The organism is Vibrio lentus (genome assembly GCF_002875945.1).
GTDB lineage: Bacteria > Pseudomonadota > Gammaproteobacteria > Enterobacterales > Vibrionaceae > Vibrio > Vibrio apostichopi.
Map to the genome: position 1 here is coordinate 60,697 of NZ_MCZK01000168.1, position 25,788 is coordinate 86,484.

The window sequence follows — 25,788 nt, forward strand, 5'->3', positions numbered from 1 at the left end:
TTGTCTTCCTATCGCGCCTGATGTCTTTTTAAAGATATCTGTAAGTATAACGACCTGTCAAACTAGCCGCATCAACTCATTTGCGACGGAATTCACATGCATTATCTTTTACCATTTTTCACAGTCTGTATCTGGGGTGCAAATGCGATCGTCAACAAACTGGCCGCAAGCACCATTGAACCGAGCGCGATGAGTTTTTACCGTTGGTTTATTGCGATGTTAATTTTGACGCCTTTCTGCATTCGCTCAGTGATTAAACAGTGGCCAATCATTAAACCTAACTTGTCTAAGTTAGCGTTCCTTGGCTTTTTGGGCATGGTGTTAAACCAATCTTTGGGTTACTACGCAGGCTTAACCACCACCGCTTCTAACATGGCATTGATCACTTCGTTAGTACCATTGATCAGTGTGTTCCTTAGCGTACCTTTGCTAAACAAGTCTATTTCTAGCCTAAGTATTGTCGGCGGTGTGTTGTCTTTGGCTGGGTTGGCGTTAATGCTCGGCAAAGGCGACCCTCTGTTCTTCATCCATCAAAACCTTACCCAAGGTGACGGCTACATGTTAATAGCGGCCTTTGTTTACGCCTCTTACTGTGTGTTGCTAAAACGCTGGAAAATGCCAATCAGCAGTTGGGTTGTGATTTATATTCAAGGGCTGTTTGCTGTCGCGATGTTGACTCCTCTTTGGTTAACAAGCGAACAACTATTACCCTCACAGCAAGCGATTCCATTGATAGCTTATGCCGCAGTTGCTGCCTCTATTTTAGCACCTTGGATGTGGGTGAAAGCGATTGACACTATTGGTGCAGATTCAAGCGCGATGTTCATGAATTTACTTCCTGTTGTTGCGATAGTATTGGCGGCTACATGGCTAGGTGAAGAGATTAATCAGTTCCATATCATTGGTGGTGTGATGGTGATTTCAGGCGTTATCCTTGCTCAAATTAAAAGGAAACCAAGGCTGGAAGCTGCCCTACCTCAGCAAAGCTAAGTGAACGTTACCAAAACTAACCTAGCAACAATGCGCTAGTCGATTTCACCTCACAATGCCAGCTTCCTCAGCAGGCATTGTTGTTTTCCTGTTTTGTTCAACGGTTCTGTTCATAACGCTTTTAAATGCTTTTAATTCCAACACGCTGTGGTTGCAACATGTTACTGACTCAGGTTTAATGAATTCAGTACTGTTTAAATTGTAAAAGGAATTACAATGACCCAACCAACACTCCCTGTGATCATATCCTCACTGCTTGCTCTATCGTCTGCCTCAAGCTTCGCAGCCTCTGTTTCTACTGAGACACCATTAGCTGAAGAACAACATTTTGTGCGTGGCAATGGCGCAGAGCCCAACACCCTAGACCCCAACTTTGTTAATTCCGGTATGCCCGGCGACATCATCGTCAATGATATGTTTGAAGGCTTTGTGATTGAGAACCGTGACGGGCAGATCATCCCAGGACAAGCTAAAGAGTGGGTAATCAGCAAAGACGGCAAAACAGTGACATTTGTGTTGAAAGAGGGTCTTCAGTGGTCGAATGGCGATTCGGTGACAGCATCAGACTTTGTTTTTGGTTGGCAGCGTGCCGTGTCTCCGAAAACGGGCAACAACACGGGGTTTGTTTTCTCGACCGCGAACATCGTTAACGCCAGTGACATTATTGCCGGAGATAAAGATCCATCAGAATTGGGTATTAAGGCGCTAGATGAACACACGGTAGAAATCTCACTTTCAAAGCCTACGCCCTACTTCATGAGTTTAATGAGCATCAAAACCTTCTTCCCTCTACCCGCTAAGTTGGTTGAAGAGAAAGGAGATCAATGGACTCGCGCAGAAAATATCGCGACCAACGGTGCTTACACACTCAGTAAATGGGTACCCAACGAATACGTAGAGGTGACCAGAAACTCGAATTACTGGGATAACGCTTCAACCGTCATCAATAAGGTGACTTACCTTGGTTTATCGTCTCAAAATGCAGAGCTGATTCGTTATCAATCTGGTGAGATTGACATGACGAACCGTGTGCAACTTGAGTATTACCAAAAGCTAGCGAAAGAAAGCCCAGAACAGATTAAAGCGCAGGCTTTGTTAGGATCATATGTTTATTCGTTCAATACTCGTCAGGCTCCGTTTGATGACGTCAGAGTTCGACAAGCATTAAGCATGGCAGTAAACCGAGAGATTTTGGTCGATAAGGTGACAGGCCAAGGTGAACCTGAAGCCTACAGCGTAACGCCTAATAATATCCCGAACTACGCAGCTCCTAAGTCTTTATTCGAAGCGCTAGATAGCTCACAGCGCCAAGCTAAGGCTAAACAGCTACTTGAAGAAGCTGGCTATGACCAAGACAACCCACTCAAATTCACACTCACGTATAACACCAGCGAAAACCATAAAAAGATCGCCATCGCGATAGCTTCGATGTGGAAACCACTTGGCGTGAAGGTTGAGTTAGAGAATATGGAGTGGAAGGCGTATGTGGCCGCAAAAGGATCGGGAGACTATCAGCTTGCTCGTTCGTGGGCCTTTGGTGACTATCCAGAGCCTTCAGCCCTGTTAGAAGCCTTCACTTGTGGTCATACAGCTAATGAGAGCGGGTACTGTAACTCTGATTATGATGAGCTGTTGCAGCAAGCGAGTAAAACGGAAGATCAGTCTAAACGTTTTGCTTTATACCAGCATGCTGAATCGCTACTTAACGAATCTGCAGCAGTTATGCCTTTATATCACTATAACCACACTCGATTAGTGCGAAATACACTCAAAGGCTTCCCTAACAATAATCCGAAAGGAAATATCTACGCTAAGGATCTATACTTTGTAAAAGAGTAAAAGTGAGCTGAGCAATAAATAATTTTAACTACCACTTTAGTGGTAATTACGATACAGTCACTTTAACTAAACCAAACAAGCAACGGTTAGTTGGCAGACATAAAAAGGTACCGACATGAGTACCAAATGGCTTAGAAACACCTAGCATTACGCTAGGTGTTTTTTTTTTTGAAATCGACTTTCTATTTGGGTTGTTCATGTTTGCTCCGCCTTGTTTACCTCTCGCCTCCATCGCTAGAAAACACCGATGTTCATCAGTTCGTCATCCGTTTGAAAAAAATAGTCTTAACCGTGAGATTATCCGCTTTAATTTATGTCATCTTAAGTATATTGTTATTAGCAAGTAACAAGCATGTTATGCAGCACAATAATAATGAAGGAAGATAGATGAGCAGTAACAATAACCGACCAGATGGTAAACGAGACGTTACTCTGCGTTTTTTAGCTGAACCTGGGGATGTGAACTTTGGTGGTAAAGTTCATGGTGGTGCAGCAATGAAGTGGATCGATTTAGCAGCCTACGCTTGTTCTGCTGGGTGGAGTGGTAAATATTGTATTACCGCTTACGCAGGGGGGATTCGATTCGTAGCTCCGATCCATGTTGGCAACCTTGTAGAGGTAAGTGCGAAGGTCATCTATACCGGTTCATCTTCTATGCACATCGCTATCGACGTTCAAGCCAGCGACCCTAAAGAGCTCAACAATCGCCTAACGACTCACTGTATCGTTATTATGGTTGCTGTTGATGAAAACGGTAACCCGACTAAGGTGCCAGAGTGGGTACCAGAAACGCCAGAAGACATCGAATTAAGAGATTCGGCTATTCGCCTAATGAACATGAGAAAGCAGATAGGCGAAGAGATGGAAGCGCACGTGAAGTACCTTAAATAAGGTCCATATCTAGCGCTACCCTACAAAACCTAATTACAATGCCAAGCACATGCTTGGCATTTACTTATCTAACTCAACTCCCCTTTATAAACTCTCACAGACTAAGCCGCGTCTTACCCAATACTGCTTATATCAATACGACTTGTCTCAATACAGCTTATATAGCGTGATACCCAGCCAAGGGTTGAAATGAAGCCGCTATTGTTTATCGATTTACTCGGACTGTAATAAAGTCGTCATTTAGCTCTGGTTAAATACCGCCAATCATAATGGATGTATTTGAATTTCCCGGAGCTACTCTTGAGCGTCACACGCCCCACTCTTAGCGAATCTACACTGAACAATCTCAAGGCAGTTGAGTACCAATGGGTCAGAACATTGTACGTAGAAGGTTACGATAGCAATGAAATTAACCACTATATCCAGACTTGTTTTGGCGGGGATAACACGTTTGCGGATCTCTTTCGCCGTGTGGCACTCGATCAAGAAAGCATTTATGTGTTGTTGCAACACTTGGGTTGTGCTCCTTCGAGCAAAGAATTCTAGCTTCTACAGTTCATCGCTAATCGTTCATAGTTCCTAGCTAATCATTTCCCTAACCAATCATTGGTCCTAGCTGACCCTTTTTCCTAACTGATCATTTTTCTAACTGGCCCTTTTACCTAACTGATCATAATCATCAGAATCTAGCTTGAATCAGCGACTAACATCAACCATTCGTCATTCACTACTTTCCCAACTCATTCCATAAGCCAGAGATATAACTCTCTGTAATTCACAGCTGCCTACCGTTTCTATATACATTTTCTGTGTAACTTTTGTATTTGTTGCACGCAAATCATTGAAGTATCACGCATTGGATTATTAGCAATATATCAATAGACCAACAGCCCCTTATACTGAGTGTCTGATTTGTGAGACTCGTTCATGTCTTCAAGTAAGAGGAATGAGGTAGGGAAGGTTTGAGAGAGAAGTGACTCGAAGCTTTGAACATGAAGCCGTTATGAGCACAAGAATTGACAGGTAAAGCGAACATCAAGACAAAGTAGAAAGCAAAAAAGTAGCAGGCATAAAAAAACCCAAGTAAGTACCTGGGTTAGAGTTACAAAAACCACTAATCATTAATAGCGTAAGGAACCTGATTAGTAGCCAGCTATGCGTAACCTGAGGGTTATTTTTATTACTGATCGGCGGCCAAACCAAATGATGTAATAAAAATGCCAATATAGAGCGACCTAAAAGGTCGCTCTTTGTCTTTCTTATAGGGTACAGCTTATCCTTTTACACCACCTGCCGTCAAACCGCCAACTAACCAACGTTGAGCAAGTAAGAACACGATAGTAATCGGAAGTGCTGAAAGTACAGCCGCTGCCGCAAAGTCACCCCATAGGTAGTTCTGAGGGTATAGGTATTGCTGCATACCTACCGCTAGCGTGTAAGAGTTCACATCAGTTAGCAGGATAGATGCGACAGGCACTTCACCTACTGTTGCGATGAACGAAAGAATAAACACAACCGCTAGAATTGGCACAGACAATGGCAGTAGAACCAATCTGAATGCTTGCCAAGGTGTTGCACCATCAAGTGCAGCCGCTTCTTCCAATGAGTTATCAATCGTCTCAAAATAGCCCTTAATCGTCCATACGTGCAGTGCGATACCGCCCAAGTACGAGAAGATTAGACCGCCATGCGTGTTCAAGCCTAAGAACGGGATGTATTGACCGAGTTTGTCGAACAACGCGTAGATAGCCACAAGAGCAAGTACCGCTGGGAACATTTGGAAAATCATCATCGCTTTCAGGATAGTTTCTTTACCTTTAAAGCGCATACGAGCAAATGCATAAGCCGATGTCGTTGACAGTGCCACGATTAGAATCGAGGTAACACCCGCCACTTTAATCGAGTTCCATAACCAAGTCAGCACTGGGAACGGAGGTGGTGTCACTGAGCCGTCTGCATTCGTTACCGACATACCAAGAGCTAACTTCCAGTGCTCCAGTGATGGATTATCAGGAATCAAACTACCTGTTGCAAAGTTACCTTCACGGAACGAGATCGCGATGATCATCAGTAGTGGGAAGATAATCATTGCCAAGAAGCACCACAACACTGCATGCGTTGCCCACACTCGGTATTTAAGGCCTTTACCTTGTACCATAGCCATTGTCGTGCTCCTTAATCTTGAGACAGTTTAGTGAAACGAAGGTTTAGTAACGCGAGTCCACCAACCAATAGGAAAATAAGCGTTGCGATAGCACTTGCTAGACCAAAGTCTTGACCGCCGCCGCCTTCGAATGCGATTCGGTACGTGTAGCTTACAAGCAAGTCTGTGTAACCCGCTGGCTCTGAGGTGCCAATCATGTTAGGGCCACCGTTGGTCAATAGTTGAATCATTACAAAGTTATTGAAGTTAAAGGCAAACGCTGCAATCAATAGCGGTGTTAGCGGCTTAATCATCAGTGGGAATGTAATACGCTTGAAGTTATCAAGGAAGTTCGCACCATCAATCGCTGACGCTTCGTACAAATCATCAGGAATCGCTTTAAGTAGACCCATACATAGAATCATCATGTAAGGGAAACCAAGCCATGTGTTAACCATCAACACCATGGTTTTCGCAAGAAGTGGGTCAGAGAACCAGTTCGGGCTTAAGCCGAAGATATTCTCAAGCACCATGTTGATCTCACCAAAGCTCTGGTTGAATAGACCCTTAAAGATAAGAATCGAGATAAACGCTGGTACGGCGTAAGGCAGAATCAGTAGAACACGGTAGATTGAACGACCTTTGAGCTCTTCCCATTGCACGATATTCGCAAGCACAAGTCCGATAACAAGCGTGAACGCTACGGTACATACTGAGAAGATTACCGTCCAAATAAAGATGCTGATGAACGGTTCTTTAATGCCATCATCTTTCCACACACGTTCAAAGTTATGTGTACCAATATTAACAACAAAGCCTGGAGAGATTGTGTTACCTGTAAACTCACCATTGGCATCAACAGGTTGATAGAAACCCTCTTCCATATTTGGTTTGAGAACTTCACCCGTTTCATTGTTGATTAACGTTTCATCATCGTCTTGAAGCGTGTAAAGCGGAGCAACAGAAGCAAACTTACGTAAGCCACTCATGCGGATGTCGTCACCGTTAGGCAAGTGAAAATCAACCGCGTTGATCGCAGAACGGTTTTGGATGATCGCTTTGATCTTCTCTTTCTCACCTTGTGCAGACTCAATTGCAGATAGGTCCATCTCTGTTGCACTCATATCTTCAAAAGAAAATACGTCTGTTGCTAACAGTTGGTCACCATCTTTAACAACGATCTGGTGACCGTCATCAGTCTTGTACAAGGTAAATGGGTAACTCTCACCGCTTTGAAAAGATCGGTCTAAAAGGACAGTTTGAGTACGCTCTAGAGAAAGTTGGTTTTTTGCGCTGTAGTTAGTGAACGCAAGCCCGACGGTATAAGCCAATGGGAAAAGAATGAACAAGATCATTCCGGCAATACCCGGGTAAATATAACGGTGGGCGTAAGTTTTCTTACTGCCAAAAATGTAAAGTGCCAAAGCCGTTAAAATCACAGTAAGCAGCGCAAAAGCGAGCTCACCGCGTGAATACATTAGAATTGTAGCGTAGCCGTTAATTAAGCCAACGCTACCAAGCAACCCCCATTTGATGAAGACGCTTTTACTGCCTGGAAGGCTTGATGGTGCTGAGATAGCATCTGTACCTTGAACTGACTGCATAGAGGAACCTGCTAGCGATATAGATAAAAAATAGAAAAGTAAGGAGAGGTTACCCTCTCCTTAAAAGGTAGTGCTTGGTTGTTACTTAGTCATTCGACCTTCAGCAGCTTTTAGTGCTTGGTCTACTGATTGACGGCCGTCAACTACGTTGCCGATCGCTTCTTCCATGCTGTACCAGAACGTTGTGAACTGAGGGATGTTAGGCATGATTTCGCCGTTCATCGCGTTGTCCATTGTTGCAGCAATACGAGTGTCGCTATCTAGTTGACGTTGGAAAGAGTTAAGAGCAACAGCGCCTAGTGGCTTGTCGTCATTCAGGCTCTTCATGCCTTCGTCAGTTAGTAGGTAGTTTTCCATGAACTCAACAGCTAGGTCGCGGTTTGGAGAAGCAGTGCTGATACCACCAGCCCATACACCAACGAAAGGTTTAGACGCTTTACCGTTGAACTTAGGAAGCGTTGTTACGCCGTAGTCAACGCCAGCTTTCTCGATGTTTGCCCAGCCCCATGGACCGTTGATTGTCATTGCAACATTACCCGCAACGAATTCAGACTCAGCAACTGAGTAATCCATGTCTGCAGAAATAACTTTGTCTTGTACCATTTTCTCGATGAAACCAAGAGACTTCTGAACACCGTCAGACGCTACGCCCGCATCTTTAATGTCGTAACCTTCAGCAGTTTGTTTGAATGCGTAACCGCCGTCAGCTGCAAGTAGAGGCCATGTGAAGTAAGCGCCGCCACGTAGAGGCCACATGATCGCTTTCTTGCCGTCTTTTTGAAGCTCAGCGTTAAGTGCTGGGATTTCTTCCCAAGACTTAGGTGGGTTAGGAACAAGTGCTTTGTTGTAGATAAGAGAAACTGACTCAACTGCTACTGGATAAGCGATTGTTTTGCCTTCGTAAGAAACAGCGTCCCATGCGAAGTCTACGATACCTTCTTTAGTTTCTTTAGAAGGTTTGATATCAACAAGAAGACCGGCTTCTGCAAAACCACCAAAACGGTCGTGTGCGTAGAAAATCATATCTGGGCCATCGCCAGCTGCTGCAACTTGAGAGAACTTCTCTTCTAGTTTGTCAGGGAAAGCAACGGTTACTTTAACACCAGTGTCTTCTTCGAAGCGTTTACCTACTTCAGCCATGCCTTCATAAGCTTTGTCACCGCCAACCCAGATTGTTAGTTGTCCTTCTTCGATAGCAGCATTTGCACCAAAAGAACCCAGAGCAACTAATGTTCCTAGAGCTACAGCGCTTAGAGCGTTTTTCATGTGAATATCCTTTTTATATTTATACGTAGGGCACATCTACCAAGACGAGCCAGTTTTCAGGGCTTATGATCTGAGAAAATAGACTCTAACTCATCATCCTAGCCACTACGCCCTAGCTATTATGGCTTAATTTCGTGATCGCCATCCGGTCAGATTGGAGACTGAAATCACAAAACACATACTCATCGTGATCAGAGTCACCGTTATGCCGTGGATTTATTTGAACTGGATCGCCTATTATCAATAACCCCATTTATCTACTCCTCCCCTCCTACTCCCCCTCGTTAATTTTTCATTGGGAGGATGTACGATTGCGCCAATTCACCGAAACTGCATTCATCCAAGAATGGATAGTAAGAACCCTTTACCAGCGAATGTTATGCGTTGACGCATTGTTCATTTAGTTGGCTTCACTGCCCGCTGTTGTCTTTATAAAGCATCGAGCTAAATCTGTGATTGAATCACGGGGGAGATTTAGCTGGATGTGGGGGAAATAGGCACCAGTTTGGCTATGACGGGTGGGCTTGGTTAAAGAATCCAAGTCTCACCCACTTTTTTTCTTACTCATTCAATACTTACCAATTCCTACAGTTACTGCTGACCCAAAAATTTCTTATAATGATAAGCAGTAAAACTTAAAATTTGATCGATCGAGGACTAGCTAGATGGCGAGTGTCACGTTAAAAAACGTTTATAAATCATATGGTGATGTACAGATTTCTAAGGATGTAACCTTAGACATCAACGAAGGTGAGTTCGTAGTATTCGTTGGACCATCAGGTTGTGGTAAATCGACGCTATTACGCTGTATCGCAGGTCTAGAAGACATTACGTCTGGTGATTTGTACATTGGCGACCAACGCATGAATGACGTTGAGCCTTCAAAGCGTGGCGTAGGTATGGTATTCCAGTCTTACGCGCTTTACCCTCACCTTAACCTTTACGACAACATGTCTTTTGGCCTAAAGCTAGCGAACGCTGACAAAGCTGAAATTGATAAGCGTGTTGAGCATGCTGCAGAAATCCTTCAGCTTGGTCACCTACTAGAGCGTCAACCTAAAGCATTGTCTGGTGGTCAACGTCAGCGTGTTGCGATTGGTCGTACTCTGGTTTCTCAACCAAATGTATTCCTACTTGATGAGCCGCTATCTAACCTTGATGCTGCGCTGCGTGTTCAAATGCGTTCACAAATCACTAAGCTACAGCGTCAACTTGGTTGCACCATGATCTACGTTACCCACGACCAAGTGGAAGCGATGACAATGGCCGATAAGATTGTTGTTCTTGATGGCGGTTACGTATCTCAAGTCGGTAAGCCACTTGATCTTTACCACTACCCTCAAAACCGTTTCGTTGCTGGCTTTATTGGCTCGCCTAAGATGAACTTTATGTCGGTTCACATCGAGCAAGCTGAAGCAGAACGTGTATTGGTACAACTTTCTAACGGCATGACTTTCTGGATCCCAGTAGATGGTACCACTGTCAATGCTGGTGACCGTATGTCTTTGGGTGTTCGTCCTGAACACTTGTTGTCTGCTGAAACAGGTGATGCGACGATTGAAGCTGAAGTGATGATGGTAGAGAAACTAGGTAACGAAACACAAGTTTACCTAAACCTCGAAAGTGCCGATGCTGATGTTATCTACCGTCAACCAGACACGTTGACGATTGAATCTGGTGACAAGCTGGCGATTGGTATTCCTGCACACCGTTGTCACTTGTTCCACAGCGATGGTCGCGCATGTCGTCGCTTGTACAAAGAGTACGGTACAGATTAATCGGTTCGCCTTTTAAGATATAACTTGCCCATATCGAATCCCTCTTACCTTGTAAGGGGGATTTTTTATTCTGTAAGCTCTACTCACTTAGTTCCGCTCTCATTCATCTTCATCTTCATCTTTTAACGACTGACAATAAAAAAGGCCTAGCGGATGCTAGACCTTTATCTATTTGAGCTAGAAGCCACCCTATCTAACGATATAGGTTGGCTCTACTGAAACTTAGTGGATTGGCGTATCACTTGTTTTGTTGAACTGGCCAAAATGCTTTTCTAACACTTCTGGTGTTAGTTTGCCTTCCGCTTCTAGTCGCTTAAACTCAGCAACGATCGCTTTTTGCTCTTCAATTGATGGCAGTTTTACTTCTGGCTCATCGCCCATCTCTTGAGTCATCTGCTCTAGTTCTTTTTCAAAATCGCTCATGATACTTACCTAAATATTAAACCTAATCAGATTTTACTCATTTACGCCCTGTGATGCTAGAGCGATTAAGTGCAAAGCCCGAAACCAGATCAAGCTAAGGCCAGTTAGAAGAAAACAAGCCCGTAAATAAAAAGAGCTGGATTCACGATTAAATGAATCCAGCTCTTCGTCTATGTCCCTTTCTAAGCCATGCTACAGCGTAAAGGAATCAAAACTTAAAGGAATTAAAGCTTAAATGAACCAACCATCTTATCCAGACGTGAAGAAAGGTCTCGAAGCTCTTGGCTCGCTTCAGCAAGCTGCTCAGCAGTGCCCGTTGTCACTTCATTGATTGCGTTAATCTCTTCAATGTTCTGGTTGATGGTGTGAACTACGGTTGATTGCTCTTCCGTTGCCGTTGCCACTTGAGTGTTACGGTCAGTGATGTCAACGATACGATCTGAGATACCACCCAACACGTCTACCGCTTCATCCGATGCTGACACGCCCTCAAGTGTAATCACTTTACCTGCACTCATTGCCGTTACCGCATCTTTCGCATCGCTTTGAAGTTGGTTGATCATCTTCTGAATCTCTTCCGTTGAATCTGCCGTGCGGCTTGCAAGGTTACGAACTTCATCTGCTACCACAGCAAAGCCACGGCCTTGCTCACCGGCACGTGCAGCTTCAATCGCAGCGTTCAGTGCGAGTAGGTTGGTTTGCTCTGAAATATCACGAATAACACCCAGAATAGAACCGATATCTTGAGTTGTTGAAGCAAGCTGTTCAACCACTTGACCCGTGCTTTCGATATCTTGTGCTAAACGACTGATCGCGTCTTTTGCTTTGTTTACCACAGAACGACCCACTTCCGTATTCCCAGAAGCTTGCGTGGCTGTTTCTGCTGCTGTCGCCGCGTTTGATGCAATCTCACTGATGGTCATACCCATTTGGTTGATTGCAGCCACCACTTGAAGGGTTTGGTCACGTTGTTCTTGGCTGTTGTCGTGGGTGATGTGTGCTTTGTTAGAAACACTTTCCGCCGCCACCTGAAGCGCTTGGCTTGTCGAGCATACTTCTTTCATCGACTCGTGAATCTTCTCAATGAATCCGTTAAAGCCCTTAGAAAGCTGTGCGATTTCATCGTTGCCTTTTACTTCAATACGCTGCGCAAGATCGCCATCGCCTTCGCCAAGGTCACCGAATCGCTTGGCCAGAAGTTTAATTGGCTGAGTAATGCTGTTTGCTAGCACTACGCCCATTAGGATAAACACCAAAGCCACAACAGCCGTCATGATCAGCATCTTTTGCGCAGTCGCATCAAGCTCAGCAAACACTTCATCGGTTGGAACCACACCAATAACGAACCAGTCCATTGATGACACATAAAGACTCGCAACAAATAGCTCTTGTCCTTGGCTTTCAGTGGTGATCAGGTTGAAGCCCGACTTGTTCAACAGCTGGCTTGATTGAGGGCCGTAAAGTTGTTGCAGTGAAGAGTCACTACGAGAACGCTCACGGTGAATTTGTACATCACCTTGACTATCAGTCAGAAATACAAAGCCAGTATTTTCAATCTTGAAACCGTTAAGCAGGTTAACCATGTCATCCATCGACTTTGATAGACCTGACATCGCCAAACCAGAAGGCTGTTGGTAGTTAGCGAACATTTTCACTTCACCATTGGCTTCTTGGAACATGCTCACCATGGTTGGCTGTCCAGATTGGGTAAAGCCAAAGAACCAACCATCTTGTTGTTGGTTTAACTGACGTAAGAAACCATTTTGGTTCCAGTAGAAAGCCGTTTGACGGTTCGCTACTGAAGCATCGTTCAACTGATATTGATTACGCACGTTGTTCAGTTGTTTAACGAGTTTGTTTTCTAATTCAGCATCACGATCGGTCGATTCGATAGCATCAGAAATGAATTCATTTGACGCAATTTGCTCCGCAGCTAACAACAGTTGAGAGACCTCACGGTCAATTTCACCATTGATTCGCTCAAGCATCCCAGGAAGCTCAATATCAACCAATCGATGACTCAATACATCTCTTGCTTGTTGTTGCGCCATCGCACCGACAATGACTGTAGAAGCCAGAACCGCAAAAGTAATTCCAAGTACAACCTTTTGCTTAATACTCAGAGAGTTAGTTTTCAACATATTTGGACCTTTAAAAAGAATCGCTCGTTATTTGTGTACCCTGAACAGGACTTTTTTAGTGCACTCCAATCAGAAATGCACAATCTGAGTGATGTATCGGCCAAAACCAATAAAACTAGAGAGGATTATCGCAAAAATTTGCAAATATGATGTAACAACTAAATTAACTTAGCTTGAAATGGTATCAATAGGGTAAATACAGAAAAGCTTGGTATTTATTTTTGCTATTTGACCATTGAGGTTTCACCTGATTTTCACGAGAGTCATCCTTTGAGCTTTAGTATGTAAAAGCCGGTTGATATGGTAAAAATCATAATCGTGTAGTGTTTTAACTAAACACTTGTAAATCATTCCATTTTTGGAAAAATAAATTACGTAGATGTACTGGAACTTTTTCCTATTAATAAGTGACCAATACTCAAAATAAGAATCAAATGGCCCCCAGAGAGTCCAAAAATGCATAAAAATAACTTCGAAATCCTTCAAAACTACTTAGAGTCTCAAATCATTGGTCAGCAAGAGCTCGTTAAGCAACTAATGATCGCCTTATTGGCAGATGGTCATATTCTTGTTGAAGGGCCTCCCGGGTTGGCAAAAACCCGTGCCGTAAAGTCACTGGCTGACTGTGTCGAGGGAGATTTTCACCGTATTCAATTTACCCCCGATCTATTGCCTGCCGACTTAACTGGTACCGATATTTTTCGTCCAGAAACCGGAGAGTTCACTTTCCAATCTGGACCTATTTTTAACTCGCTGATTCTAGCGGATGAGATCAACCGTGCTCCAGCGAAAGTCCAAGCCGCGATGTTAGAAGCGATGGCGGAGAAACAGGTGACCGCAGGTCGAAAAACCTATGCGCTGCCTGAGCTGTTTTTGGTGATGGCAACGCAAAACCCGATTGAGCAAGAAGGTACTTACCCGCTACCAGAAGCTCAGTTAGACCGTTTCTTGCTGCATTTAGAAGTGGCTTATCCAGACATGGAAAGTGAGCTTGAGATCTTGCGCCTAAACAGAGGCGAAGCTCAAGGCAATCAACCTGTTCAACCAGAGCCTATTTCTCAACAAACTATCTTCGAAGCTCGCCAAGAAGTGCTCAACATTCACATGGCAGACACCATCGAGCAGTACATTATTCGACTGGTTATGGCGACTCGCCAACCTAAACAATACAGCGACCAACTTGATCAATGGTTAGACATGGGCGTTAGCCCGCGTGCAACCATTGCGTTAGACCGTTGTGCCCGCGCTCACGCTTGGCTTGCAGGACGAGATTACGTCACGCCACAAGACGTTCAAGCGATGGCATTCCCTGTATTACGCCACCGCCTGCTTCGTAGCTACCACGCACAAGCCGAAGGGGTCACTGCAAACCAAGTGATCGCTCACCTTATCTCGTTGGTTGGTAGCGCCTAGGGATACGCGCATGAATAATCAATTACCCAACCATAGTGACGGCGTCACGTTAAATCTGGACGAACTGCTGCAATACAAAGCGCAGTCTGTTCGCTGGTTGCCTCCAGCCAAGAGCCTGTGGTCGCAACTTAACGGTCAACACGAGAGCAATCGTAAAGGTCGCGGGATGAATTTTTCGGAAGTTCGTCAATATCAGGCGGGTGACGATATCCGCAGTATTGATTGGCGCGTCACGGCGAGAACAGGCAAGGCGCATACCAAGCTGTTTTCTGAAGAAAGAGAACAGCCTGTGATTTTGTTCTTAGATCTGTCGAGCAGTATGATTTTCGGCTCAACCTTGTTGCTGAAATCGGTTCAACTCGCGCACTTTGCCAGCCAACTTTGCTGGTTAACCGTTGCTCAAAGAGATCGTATTGGCGCAGTAATAGATACCGGCCAAGAGATCATTGAGATTAAACCCAGTGCTAGCAACCATGCACCGCTGCGTATTTTACAAAAAGTCATAGAAATCAATAATACAGCGCTGACCAACCCAGACAATCACAGCAACACAACCTTAGAGCATGGGTTGAAGTCTCTTCATCAGCTTTGCCCGAAAGGCAGCGATATCATTATGCTCAGTGATTTTGTTCGTTATAACGAAAGTAATTACTCACTTATCAATCAAATACGTCGACATAATCGGGTTCGCTTGGTGCATTTTTACGACCCGTTGGAGCAAGGTGTTACTGCATTCAAAGGTTCAAAACAGATCACCGACGGCAATAAAACCCAATGGTTTAACTTTTCATCAAGCAAGGAAAAGGAAAAGCTAAGTCATGCATTCGATCTGAAACAACAACAGCTTATGCAAATGAGCCTTTCTTTGGCGATCCCATACAGTTCATTGTCTTGTGCGCAATCGTTAATGAGCCAAGTATCAGGAGTTCAGTCATGAATCAACCTCTCGACTTGAGTCCTATTATTACGCCAAGCGCACCGTCATGGTGGCCTTTGGCATGGGGTTGGTGGGCTGTGATTATCACGGCTATTACTCTGATCGCCTTAGTGTATTTCATTGTAAAACGCAGACAAAAGAACCAACACGCGAAGAATGAAGCACTTGCTTGCTTGCGTAATAGTCAGCCTTCAAATGCCTTGTCTCCGAGTGCAGCTCAAAACATCCTTCGTCAAGCAGCACTGAGCTATTTTCCACGCGACAAAGTGGCAGGTTTGTCTGGTGATGATTGGTTGACGTTCTTAGATGCGCAATTGGCAAAGCCGTTATTCGCCGCAAAGCAATCGCAATGGCAACAAGCGCTCTACCAAGATGCATCCTTGATGACCGACGAACAGAAAAAGGCTCAACAGCAATTGGTTAATGATTGCGAAACCTGGCTTCGTAAAGCCCTTCCTCCAAAGCGAGGTCGTTATGACTGATCTTTTAAGCACGAGCTTACTAAATATTGAATTCGTTTGGTGGTGGATGTTTTTCCTCGCGCCACTGCCGGTTCTCGTTTACTTGTTCTCTCCTAAGGCGGAATCGAACAATGCCCTAAGGCTTCCGTTTTTGCCCGAGGACAGCAATACCAAAACGCCGAGCAGTCGCTTGCCCAAGGCGTTGTCGGTCATCATCTGGCTTTTATTGGTAACGGCGATGGCACGCCCAGTTTGGTACGGTGAACCGGTTGAGTTTCAACCAAAACACCGAGACTTGATGCTGGTTGTCGACCTCTCCTACTCCATGAGCCAAGAAGACATGCAGTTCAATGGCGAGTACATCGACCGCTTATCGGCAGTGAAACATGTATTGAGTGACTTTATTGAGCGACGAAAAGGCGACCGAGTTGGACTGGTGTTATTTGCTGATCACGCCTACTTGCAGACGCCACTTACGTTAGACAGAGACACGCTCTCACAACAACTCAATCAGGCTGTCCTAAAGCTGATTGGTACTCAAACTGCGATCGGTGATGGTATCGGCCTTGCCACCAAAACCTTTGTCGACAGTGACGCCCCTCAGCGTGTGATGATCCTACTCAGTGACGGCAGCAATACCGCGGGCGTATTAGATCCACTAGAAGCCGCGGATATTGCTAAGAAGTACAACGCGACGATTTATACCGTAGGTGTCGGTGCGGGCGAAATGATGGTCAAAGAGTTCTTCATGACTCGTAAGGTCAATACTGCTCAAGACTTAGATGAACGCACGCTAATGGAAATCGCCAAGCGCACTGGCGGTCAATACTTCCGAGCGCGAGACAGCAAAGAACTGGCAACTATTTACGACACCATCAATCAGTTAGAACCCGTGACGAACGCCACTAAGATATGGCGACCGCAACAAGAGTGGTTCGTATGGCCACTGTCTGCGGCAATGTTCTTCGCATTTATGCTGTTAGCCATTAGGAGAAACAATGTCTAACTTTACTTTTATCTACCCATATTGGTTCTTGGCTCTTGCCGCGCTGCCCGCTATTTGGTGGCTTAGCAAAAGACAATCGAAGCAAGGGTTATTAGCGTCACATATCGCCCGCTACTTGGCTCCTGAATCGAGCAAGCCATCGAAAAACCGCAGTACTTACTTTGGTATTTGGTGGATAGTCGGTGTCATCGCGTTGGCTGGACCAAGCTTTGAAAAAAATGAACAGCCGAGCTTTGAAAAAACGCAGGCGCGAGTTGTGATCATGGATATGTCGATGTCGATGTATGCCACCGATATTAAACCGAACCGTTTAACACAGGCGCGATACAAGGCTTTGGATCTGCTCTCATTATGGCAAGAAGGATTGACGGGAATGGTGGCCTACGCAGGTGATGCTTACACCATTAGTCCTTTGACGTCAGACATCAATACCATCAAGAACCAAGTCCCTAATCTCTCTCCGGATATCATGCCCTTTCAAGGCGGAGATGCTGCATCCGCAGTCAAACTCGCGATTGAGATGATGGCTCGTGCTCATATCTATCAAGGCGATCTGGTACTTATCGGCGATGATATCGATGATCATGAGAAGACAGAGATCGAATCGCTACTCTCTGGTAGCAATTGGACATTGTCGATTTTAGCGGTAGGAACTGAAAGTGGCGCACCGATCTCTCTACCAAGCGGGTCGATGCTGCAAACAGATTCAGCTCAAACCGTGGTTGCGAAAACTAACTTAGACAATATGCGCGACCTAACTCGTCGCTCTGGTGGCACGTTCACTGAAGTGCAATTTAATAACTCAGATGTTGAGCACATCGCAAGTTATCTCGACCGAGTTGCTACAACATCAGAAGTCACCAAGACCAATAACTCACTCAACACCAGAGTGAACAACGGTTTCTGGCTATTGCCGTTTCTATTACTTCCTGCCCTTGGCCTATTTAGAAAAGGGGTCATTTGGTGTGGCCTAGCTGTGCTTGTATCGTTTAGCCAGCCGAATACTGCGTTTGCGAGCCCTTGGAAAACCGATGACCAAGTGGGTTATCAGTTGTATCAAGATGAGGACTTTCAACAAGCTGCAGAGCAGTTCCAACAACAAGAGTGGAAAGGCATCTCACAATACAAAGCAGGCGAATTCGAAGCTGCAGAGCAGACACTACAAGGTTTGAATGGCGAAGATGCTCGTTACAACCTGGCGAATGCACAAGCTCAGCAAGGCAAGTACGATCAAGCAATAGAAGAGTATCAACACATTCTAGACAACAACCCTGAGCACGCATACGCGAAGAAGAATCTAGAGATCGTCAAACAAGCCCAACAGCAACAGCAACAGCAACAGCAACAGCAACAGCAACAGCAACAGCAACAGCAAGGCGATTCTGAGTCCAAAGACCAAAACGAACAAGACCAGCAAGGTCAGCAAGGTCAGCAAAATGATTCTTCGCAAAGCTCGCAGGATCAACAACAAAGCTCTGCTGACAATGGCAAGTCGCAAAGTCAAAGCGGCAGCCAAGATCAAAACAACAAACAAGATCAAAGTGAAAGCCAAGCTCAGAATACTGACCAAAGCCAAGCTGATAGCCGCTCTGATTCCATGACGGATGAAGAAAACGACAAGCAAGCTGAGCAACAAAACAAAGCGGGTCAAAAAGATAAGCCGTCACAGGACAAAGATGACTCAGCATCTCAGGTAGCCCAAGCTCGAGAATCTGATAAGGAAGACAGCGATAACAATGCTCAACAAGCTGCAGCACAAGTATCAGGTCAACCGATGTCGAGCGATCCTGATATGCGGAAACTTGAGCAAGTAGAAAGCGCTCGTGATCCGAGCCAACTGCTTAAAGCGCAAATGATTCTACAAGCACGACAAAAAAGTGCTCCTAACAACCAAAACAAAAAGTGGTAACCATGCGATTATTAAACAAGCCATTTTTATCAATACTACTGACACTGCTAATCGGTGTTTTCTCGTCACATTCTGTATTCGCAGCGAACGCTGTTGCGAGTGTTTCGCAAAACAGTGTGACCAAAGATGAAGTCTTCCTACTTAGAGTAGCGACCGATGAAAAAGTATCGTCCGGTGCTTTAGATCTATCCTCCCTTCAGAAGGATTTCTACGTCAGCACCCCAAGATTTGGGTCGTCGATGCGAATCGTCAATGGCAGCCGTTCGGTGTCTAGCGAATGGAATATTACCCTTGCCCCACTTCGATTAGGCCGATTTGAGATTCCTAGCTTTGATATTGACGGCGCAAAAACCCAACCGATCACCATCAACGTTTCGGTTAATAAATCCGCTCCAAAGCAGAGTGATATGGCCGAGTTTAAACTTAATCTGAGTAAAGATTCGCTGTACCCTCAAGAGGTCGCGGAGCTTGATGTAAAACTCATCATTAAGGCGGATCCTAGAAGACTACAAGACCCTAAAATTGCGCCACCGAGTTCACCGCAATTAGACGTGGAACCGATTGGAGAGTCTAAGCAATTTCAAGATGTTATCAACGGACAAGAAGTCACGGTTGTTCAGCAATCTTTCCATATATCGTCACAGCAAGCAGGACAGTTTCAGCTTCAAGGGCCAAAGTTAACTGGTGCTGTTGTTTACTCAACCAACAACTCAAGCACAACGCGCCTTTTCCAGCTCGACACGCCTGTTGAAACCTTAGATGTCACAGTGAATCCGGTACCACAAGGCTATCAAGGTGAGTGGTTACCAACATCGAACTTCAAGTTGATTCAGAAGTGGTCAGATAGCCAAGGCAACGAGCTGAAAAATAGCAATGCTTTAGGTGGCGACAAGCAGAATATTGAAATGGAAGCCGGTGATTCGTTAACTCGAACCATCACAATGACAGCCAGCAACTTGACCCAACACCAGTTACCAAAACTGAACATCACCTACCCTAAATCGGTGCGTGTTTATGAAGAAAAACCGCAATTTGGCACTACCCAATCCGGTAATGCTATCGTGGTGTATAAGCAAGTTCTAATCCCTAAGGAATCTGGAAGCATCTCTCTGCCTGATGTTTCTCAAACTTGGTTTAACACCGATTCGCAATCACAAGAGACCAGTAAAGCTCTTGGACTTGAGTTGTCGGTTCAAGCAAGTGACCGCGCGATATCAAGCACGCCGCCTCCTGTGATAGAAGCACCAACCCAACAAGCCAGCCCGACGATTGTTACCGTTGATAACCCTGGAATATGGCCTTACCTAACCGCGCTGTTCGCAGCCTTGTGGTTAATCAGTTCTGCAGTTGGTTTCTACTTCTGGTCACGCCGCGGCACAACAGCAAAACCAAAGCGACTAGATGAACGTCAATCCGATACAGCAGAAGCGCTGATTACCGCGCTGAAAGCAAAAGATGGCGTGATGACGAGAACCTTGTTTGAGCAATGGAAAACAGAAAACTCAGACTTGAGTGGTGAGACGTTAGAAACAGTCGAGGCCGAGCTAACCAAGCTCAACCAAAGCCTCTATGCTGAAGCTGGCTCACCAAGTCAGTCATGGGATCCTTCTGAGGCAATCAAAGCGGTTAAGAAGCCAAAACGCATCTCGAGCAAAGCACACAAGAGCACATTAGAAAGGCTTTAGTTAACCAGCAAGCTAAGTAAGCAGAAAGCTAGTTAAGCTGAAAATCGAAGTAAGCTGAAAAGAACGAAGCCGTGATGACCACATTGTGATCATCACGGCTTCATTCGTTTTTAAGAACAGAAAAATTAAATGCCACACTAAGTCAGTGGCGTCGCAACCTTTCTCCGCTTTAAAGCAGAGACAATTCGATTTCGCCCTGAGTCTTTGGCTTGATACAAAGCTTTGTCGGCCTTGCCATACAGCAGATCAAAATCGAATTGATGCTGGTCTGAGGTTATCGAGGCATAGCCGACGGATGCGGTTAAATACTGACTGGTGCTGCTTTCACAATGAAGGATTTTCGCCTCTTCAATGCATTTTCTGATCGACTCTGCACGCTGTTTAGTTTCAGAGTGATGAGTGCCGATCATCAACAACATAAACTCTTCACCACCAATACGACAGAAAGTTTCCTTATCGCTATGAACATGGGCATTCAGTATCTTGCCTATGGTACGCAGAGCAGCATCACCTTCCGTATGGCCATAAACGCTGTTGTACAAACCAAAGTGATCGAGGTCGACAAGGATCAATCCAAATGTGACTTCGTGTTGCGTGGCAAACGCTCCTTGATCGTCACAGTTTAGATCTTCTAACACCTGCGACAACATACGACGATTTCCAAGACGTGTCAGCGGGTCTAATTTAGAGATGATATCCAACTGCTCATTGGCTCGTTCAAGCTCTTGAGTGCGCTTACTGACCTCTTGTTCGAGGGTTTCATTAAGCTTTTTGAGCTCCTCTTGCGCCATGGTTCTCTGTAGCACCTCCGCAAGGCTAGAAGCGAAGATACGTATCACCTCACGGAGCTGTGAGGTTAAAGGGCTGCGAGTTAATAAGTTATCCGCGGCAATAAACGCAATCGGCTCACCCGTATTGGTGGTAAGCATCGTCATTGCCGTCCAACCGACTCCCACAATATTGAAATCGTGATAGATAGGCACGGACTCTTCAAAGGCGACTTGGTTAGGACAGGCTCGCGCTGCGGCGACAATGTCACGCTCCACCAGCTCTGAGCGATAATAGGATTCATCGACAATATCGCCTTTTATGTCCGTGCCCCACGTACCTTGCATGTAACTGCAATTTTTATCGGTGAGGAAAACAGCCAGTCGGTCGATGCCTAAATGCTGAATCGCAAAGCTCACCGCCGATTTACACACTTCACTGACGGTATCGCAACGAGACAGCTCCACCATACTTGAGTGCAGCATGCGTATATTTTGTTCTTGGCGCTTGCGAATATAGATCTGAGAAAGCAGAGAGCCAAAGGATTCAAGCATCTGCTTTTGATAATTGGTGATAGGTGAACGGTGAATGTAGTTATCCATCGCAATCCAGCCGACGGGTTTATCGCCTTCACGTAAGATGAGCATTCCATTCCATCCCTGCCCGACCACTTTCCCTTCTGTGTAAAGCGGGGCTTGCTCGATAACAATCAGGTTGGTGTGATTGTCAGATAAAGCCTCAATATATTCGGCTTCAAGCTGGTGTAAATCATATTGAGTATGGTGCTCACTATTTGTCTTACCGGACTCATCAGTGCCGTATGTCCCGCTAAAACAGCGCTTTTTCATATCCAATAGCATGAAGATCGCTCGGTCAAAGCCTAAACGGTCGCGCACCGCTTCTACTGACGCTTTATATAACGCATCCAAAGAGTCGGGATTAGAAAGCTCTAATGCCACCTGATGAACCAGTTTCATGTTCTCGACAAATAGCTCACGAAGCTTAATTTCATCTAGGTACTGCGCTTCACGCGTGTCGCGGTGTTTGATCTCCAGCGCAGCGTTCTTTTCAGCACGAATGCATTGCCAGCGTGCTGCTGCAAGTTGAAGGACATCAAGATCTTGGTCGAAGGTTTGGTTGATCCGCTCTGCATTGCAATTTTGAACAATTAAATAAGTTCTGCAGGCAGGCGCGTTGTCGAGCATCATGATGAATGACTCTCCACCTAATACCTTCATGTGTTCCCACTTACAGGTATTGATAGACATTGGAAGCACACCATCAGCGGTATCAAACTGGGAAACCCAAGGCCAAAACGTCGCAGGATAATTCGCCAGAGAGGTTAGCCCACCACAACAAAATAAGGGTAACGAATCGCCTTCCGGTATCGGTTCTGCAAATATCCCCATTCCTTTTGGCGCGAGTACCTTAGCAAGGTAATCAAAAAGAAACTCTGCCAATAAACGGTGGTCGCGAGTAGCAGATATTTGTTTTGCAAAGGCTTTAACAGGCACGCTTCCGTCCATTGGCGATTAAGAGTGAAGCAAAAATACCGAAGCATTGATATGCAATCAATGTAACTAAAAATGAGATGTTAAGCGGGTCGCAATTTCAATTTTTACATTATCACAAGCATGAGAAGGACGACAAAAATGGGATTTTCTGCCCAAAATTTCATCGACATTAGGACTTTTTTAAAGACATAAAAAAGCCCCACCTAAAGTGGGGCAAAACTTCCATCGCTTATAGTTATAGTGATAATTCTGTCGATCTATTCGATTATCTAACCTGCGTTTCAGTTAGCGTACTGCCTTTTAAAAAACTAAAGCAGCACTGAGTTAATCGAATTAACCAAAGTCACCGTTTACGTAACCTTTAGTACGATCATCTTTTGGTTCGCTGAAGATAACACTCGTTTCATTGTGCTCTACAAGCTCTCCCATTAGGAAGAAAGCAGTACGGTCTGAGATACGACGCGCTTGCTGCATTGAGTGCGTTACGATAACGATAGTGAAGTCTTTCTTCAGGTCTTCCATCAATTCTTCAATCTTGTGTGTCGCGATTGGATCGAGTGCCGATGTAGGTTCATCCATCAGGATTACATCCGGTTCCATGGCAATCGTACGAGCGATACATAGACGCTGTTGCTGACCACCAGACAAACCAAATGCGTGTGCTTTAAGACGGTCTTTCACTTCGTCCCAAAGTGCCGCACTGCGTAGTGAGCTTTCTACTACTTCATCAATGTGTTTCTTGTCTTTGATACCTTGAGCACGTAAGCCGTAAGCGACGTTCTCGTAGATGCTCATTGGGAATGGGTTTGGCTTTTGGAATACCATGCCTACGCGAATACGCAGGTCAGCCACATCAATGTTACCGTAGATGTTCGTGCCATCCATATCCAGCTTACCTTTAATAGTAACGCCTTCAATTAGGTCATTCATGCGGTTCAAACAACGTAGCAGTGTCGATTTACCACAACCAGATGGGCCAATCAGAGCCGTTACCTGACGTGTTGGAATTGGCAGGTTAATAGACTTAAGCGCTTGGTTGTCACCGTAAAACAGATCTAGGTTCTCAATATCAAATTTGTTCATTTTCGTATTCTCTAAATTCTTAAATTCGTGTCTAACTTGATGCTTTCTTTATCACGGGGGCTCTTTTTATTGTTGAGCCAGCTAATGAGCTTAGTAAGTTGCCGTGTTGAAGCGTCTCGCAATCAGTTTTGTAACCATGTTGATCAAGAGAACCAATACGATTAAGACTGTTGCCGTGCCGTAGGCTTGGTTCCACTCATCGATAGTAAATAGCTCTGTTGTCAGCTTATATAGGTGAACCGTTAGTGTACGGCCAGAATCAAATACCGATTCAGGAACACGTGCCACCATACCTGCTGTTAAGAATACAGGTGCTGATTCGCCAATTACACGACCAATACTAAGAATGACCGAAGTTAAGATACCTGGCATTGCGCTTGGTAAGATCAAACGCCAGATAGTGTAGATTTTTGAAGCGCCAAGGCCGTATGAGCCTTCACGGTAAGTTTGTGGTACTGACATCAATGCTTCTTCTGTAGTACGAATGATTACAGGAAGAATGAGAATACTCAGCGTTAATGCACCCGACAAAATCGAGAAGCCAAGGCCAAGAATCGAAACAAAGAAGGTCATACCGAACAGACCAAAGATAATCGATGGAATACCCGCTAAAGATTCGGTACAGAAACGAATTACTTTAACCAGTTTACTGCCCACTTTTGCGTATTCAGTTAGGTATATTGCCGTCATGATGCCGAGTGGCGCTGCCACAGCAATTGATGCGATTACCATGTAGATCGTGGCGATGATCATTGGGAAAATACCACGTTCTTCACCGGTACGAGTGTAGTCGTCAGTGATGAAGTTCCAGTCTACGTATTGCAGGCCATTCGATAAGATGTACCAAATGATCCAGAATAAGAAACCAACGGTGACTGCTGCTGCCGCCCAGATAAAACCTTTCAAGATATTATCTTTCGTTTGACGTGCTTGTTTTAGTTTTACGCGATCCATATTACTTATCCTCGCCTACTTCGTTTTTTCACGATTAAGATAAAGCAGAGCACCATTTAACATCATGATGAATACCAGAAGCACAACGCCGGTTGCGTAAAGTGCACTCGCGTGGATGCCGCTTGCGTAAGACATTTCAATAGCAATGTTTGCTGTTAGCGTACGAGCTGAATCCAGAATACCTTCTGGCATTGCTGGCGCATTACCCATCACCATGATGATTGCCATCGTTTCGCCCAGTGCACGACCGATACCCAAAATCACACCAGTCATAATGCCTGAACGTGCAGCAGGAACGAGTAACTTAAAAATCGTGTAGATTTTAGAAGCACCCAGTGCAAGTGAGCCTTCTTTGTACGTACGAGGTACAGCGCGGATCGAAGTTTCAGAAACCGTAATAACGGTAGGAAGAATCATGATACCCAGAACAATGATACCCGCGAAGATAGTGTTACCCGCTGGTACTTGGAAAACGTTCTGAATCATTGGAACGATAATTACTAGACCGAAGAAGCCGTAAACTACCGACGGGATACCCGCTAGAAGCTCAACTGCTGGTCGAATAATATCGGCAAGACGCTTTGGAGCAATCTCAGCAATAAAAATAGCGGTTAATACACCAACTGGTACACCAACAACTACAGCTCCAAGAGTCGAAACAATCGATGCAACAATCATAGTTGCAACACCGAATAGAGCTGGCGGTAACCAATCCACACCCAGAACGATGCCAGAAACACCGGCCTCTTGGAATGCAGGGATACTCTCTGCAACGATAAAGTAAGCGATAACGGCTAGTGATACGATGCCGATTACAGCACTCGATAAGAACAAGCCGTGGAAGATTCTTTCTCTCCAGTCAATGCGCTTCTTAGCACGCAGACTCGGCTTATTGATTTGAGTCGCTTCAGTATTCATAAGCTTTTCACTATTTGCGATGGTCATATATAAAATCTCAAACTTTGTGGCTCAAAAAGAGCTCG

The 25,788-nt window shown here is 45.0% G+C and carries 21 protein-coding genes; 11 read left to right on the forward strand and 10 right to left on the reverse strand.

What is annotated here, in order from left to right:
- Positions 1 to 96 precede the first annotated feature (96 nt).
- Together BCT49_RS22320 and BCT49_RS22325 are read left to right on the forward strand one after the other, a co-directional pair.
- Positions 97 to 990 (forward strand): DMT family transporter, encoded by an 894-nt coding sequence (locus BCT49_RS22320; RefSeq protein WP_102438279.1) that lies wholly within the window; start codon positions 97 to 99, stop codon positions 988 to 990.
- A gap of 216 nt (positions 991 to 1,206) precedes the next feature.
- Positions 1,207 to 2,829: a peptide ABC transporter substrate-binding protein gene (locus tag BCT49_RS22325; RefSeq protein WP_102438281.1), complete on the forward strand. Its 1,623-nt coding sequence runs from the start codon at positions 1,207 to 1,209 to the stop codon at positions 2,827 to 2,829.
- Positions 2,830 to 2,875: 46 nt separating this feature from the next.
- Here BCT49_RS22325 and BCT49_RS25735 read toward each other — a convergent pair whose 3' ends face one another.
- On the reverse strand, positions 2,876 to 3,028 hold the full coding sequence (locus BCT49_RS25735) for a hypothetical protein (protein WP_157938620.1): 153 nt from the start codon (positions 3,026 to 3,028) through the stop codon (positions 2,876 to 2,878).
- Between the two features lie 188 nt (positions 3,029 to 3,216).
- On the opposite strand from BCT49_RS25735, the gene BCT49_RS22330 reads away from it, so the two are divergent.
- The gene (locus BCT49_RS22330; RefSeq protein WP_004732005.1) at positions 3,217 to 3,720 is read left to right on the forward strand and encodes an acyl-CoA thioesterase; all 504 of its coding nucleotides are present in this window, start codon (positions 3,217 to 3,219) and stop codon (positions 3,718 to 3,720) included.
- 273 nt (positions 3,721 to 3,993) lie between these two features.
- Positions 3,994 to 4,266, forward strand: a complete 273-nt coding sequence (locus BCT49_RS22335) for a hypothetical protein (protein WP_192891296.1) — start codon at positions 3,994 to 3,996, stop codon at positions 4,264 to 4,266.
- Positions 4,267 to 4,993: 727 nt separating this feature from the next.
- Here the strand turns inward: BCT49_RS22335 and malG are convergent.
- The 3 genes from malG to malE form a co-directional block, all read right to left on the reverse strand.
- Positions 4,994 to 5,884: a maltose ABC transporter permease MalG gene (gene malG / locus BCT49_RS22340; RefSeq protein ID WP_010431447.1), complete on the reverse strand. Its 891-nt coding sequence runs from the start codon at positions 5,882 to 5,884 to the stop codon at positions 4,994 to 4,996.
- Between the two features lie 11 nt (positions 5,885 to 5,895).
- The gene (malF, locus tag BCT49_RS22345; protein ID WP_102438283.1) at positions 5,896 to 7,467 is read right to left on the reverse strand and encodes a maltose ABC transporter permease MalF; all 1,572 of its coding nucleotides are present in this window, start codon (positions 7,465 to 7,467) and stop codon (positions 5,896 to 5,898) included.
- Between the two features lie 81 nt (positions 7,468 to 7,548).
- Positions 7,549 to 8,733: a maltose/maltodextrin ABC transporter substrate-binding protein MalE gene (malE, locus tag BCT49_RS22350; protein WP_102438285.1), complete on the reverse strand. Its 1,185-nt coding sequence runs from the start codon at positions 8,731 to 8,733 to the stop codon at positions 7,549 to 7,551.
- 665 nt (positions 8,734 to 9,398) lie between these two features.
- Here malE and malK point away from each other — a divergent pair.
- The gene (gene malK, locus BCT49_RS22355) at positions 9,399 to 10,511 is read left to right on the forward strand and encodes a maltose/maltodextrin ABC transporter ATP-binding protein MalK (protein ID WP_102438287.1); all 1,113 of its coding nucleotides are present in this window, start codon (positions 9,399 to 9,401) and stop codon (positions 10,509 to 10,511) included.
- 222 nt (positions 10,512 to 10,733) lie between these two features.
- Here the strand turns inward: malK and BCT49_RS22360 are convergent, their stop codons facing one another.
- Both BCT49_RS22360 and BCT49_RS22365 read right to left on the reverse strand, forming a co-directional pair.
- Positions 10,734 to 10,934 carry a hypothetical protein gene (locus tag BCT49_RS22360; protein WP_004732016.1) on the reverse strand — a complete coding sequence of 67 codons (201 nt, stop codon included), beginning with the start codon at positions 10,932 to 10,934 and terminating at the stop codon, positions 10,734 to 10,736.
- Positions 10,935 to 11,158: 224 nt separating this feature from the next.
- Complete coding sequence (locus tag BCT49_RS22365; RefSeq protein ID WP_102438289.1) at positions 11,159 to 13,075, reverse strand: methyl-accepting chemotaxis protein; 1,917 nt, start codon at positions 13,073 to 13,075, stop codon at positions 11,159 to 11,161.
- Positions 13,076 to 13,531: 456 nt separating this feature from the next.
- On the opposite strand from BCT49_RS22365, the gene BCT49_RS22375 reads away from it, so the two are divergent.
- The 6 genes from BCT49_RS22375 to BCT49_RS22400 are packed head-to-tail and all read left to right on the forward strand — an operon-like array spanning position 13,532 to position 20,486.
- Entirely contained in the window at positions 13,532 to 14,488 is a 957-nt protein-coding gene (locus tag BCT49_RS22375) for an AAA family ATPase (RefSeq protein ID WP_065605719.1), read from the forward strand.
- 10 nt (positions 14,489 to 14,498) lie between these two features.
- On the forward strand, positions 14,499 to 15,425 hold the full coding sequence (locus BCT49_RS22380; RefSeq protein WP_102438292.1) for a DUF58 domain-containing protein: 927 nt from the start codon (positions 14,499 to 14,501) through the stop codon (positions 15,423 to 15,425).
- Positions 15,422 to 15,907 carry a DUF4381 domain-containing protein gene (locus BCT49_RS22385; RefSeq protein ID WP_102438294.1) on the forward strand — a complete coding sequence of 162 codons (486 nt, stop codon included), beginning with the start codon at positions 15,422 to 15,424 and terminating at the stop codon, positions 15,905 to 15,907. Before BCT49_RS22380 ends, BCT49_RS22385 begins: the two co-directional genes overlap by 4 nt.
- Positions 15,900 to 16,892, forward strand: a complete 993-nt coding sequence (locus tag BCT49_RS22390) for a vWA domain-containing protein (RefSeq protein WP_102438296.1) — start codon at positions 15,900 to 15,902, stop codon at positions 16,890 to 16,892. Before BCT49_RS22385 ends, BCT49_RS22390 begins: the two co-directional genes overlap by 8 nt.
- Complete coding sequence (locus tag BCT49_RS22395; RefSeq protein ID WP_102438298.1) at positions 16,885 to 18,801, forward strand: VWA domain-containing protein; 1,917 nt, start codon at positions 16,885 to 16,887, stop codon at positions 18,799 to 18,801. Before BCT49_RS22390 ends, BCT49_RS22395 begins: the two co-directional genes overlap by 8 nt.
- A gap of 2 nt (positions 18,802 to 18,803) precedes the next feature.
- Entirely contained in the window at positions 18,804 to 20,486 is a 1,683-nt protein-coding gene (locus BCT49_RS22400) for a BatD family protein (protein WP_102438300.1), read from the forward strand.
- Between the two features lie 137 nt (positions 20,487 to 20,623).
- On the opposite strand, the gene BCT49_RS22405 is transcribed toward BCT49_RS22400, so the two are convergent.
- The 4 genes from BCT49_RS22405 to pstC all read right to left on the reverse strand — a co-directional run bounded on the left by BCT49_RS22405 (position 20,624) and on the right by pstC (position 25,750).
- Entirely contained in the window at positions 20,624 to 22,768 is a 2,145-nt protein-coding gene (locus tag BCT49_RS22405) for a sensor domain-containing diguanylate cyclase (protein ID WP_102438302.1), read from the reverse strand.
- Between the two features lie 333 nt (positions 22,769 to 23,101).
- Positions 23,102 to 23,851 (reverse strand): phosphate ABC transporter ATP-binding protein PstB, encoded by a 750-nt coding sequence (pstB, locus tag BCT49_RS22410; RefSeq protein ID WP_004732036.1) that lies wholly within the window; start codon positions 23,849 to 23,851, stop codon positions 23,102 to 23,104.
- A 90-nt stretch (positions 23,852 to 23,941) separates the two neighbouring features.
- Positions 23,942 to 24,805: a phosphate ABC transporter permease PstA gene (gene pstA / locus BCT49_RS22415; RefSeq protein WP_102438304.1), complete on the reverse strand. Its 864-nt coding sequence runs from the start codon at positions 24,803 to 24,805 to the stop codon at positions 23,942 to 23,944.
- A 15-nt stretch (positions 24,806 to 24,820) separates the two neighbouring features.
- Positions 24,821 to 25,750, reverse strand: coding sequence for a phosphate ABC transporter permease subunit PstC (gene pstC, locus BCT49_RS22420; RefSeq protein WP_102438306.1), 930 nt, complete (start codon positions 25,748 to 25,750; stop codon positions 24,821 to 24,823).
- Positions 25,751 to 25,788: the final 38 nt, after the last annotated feature.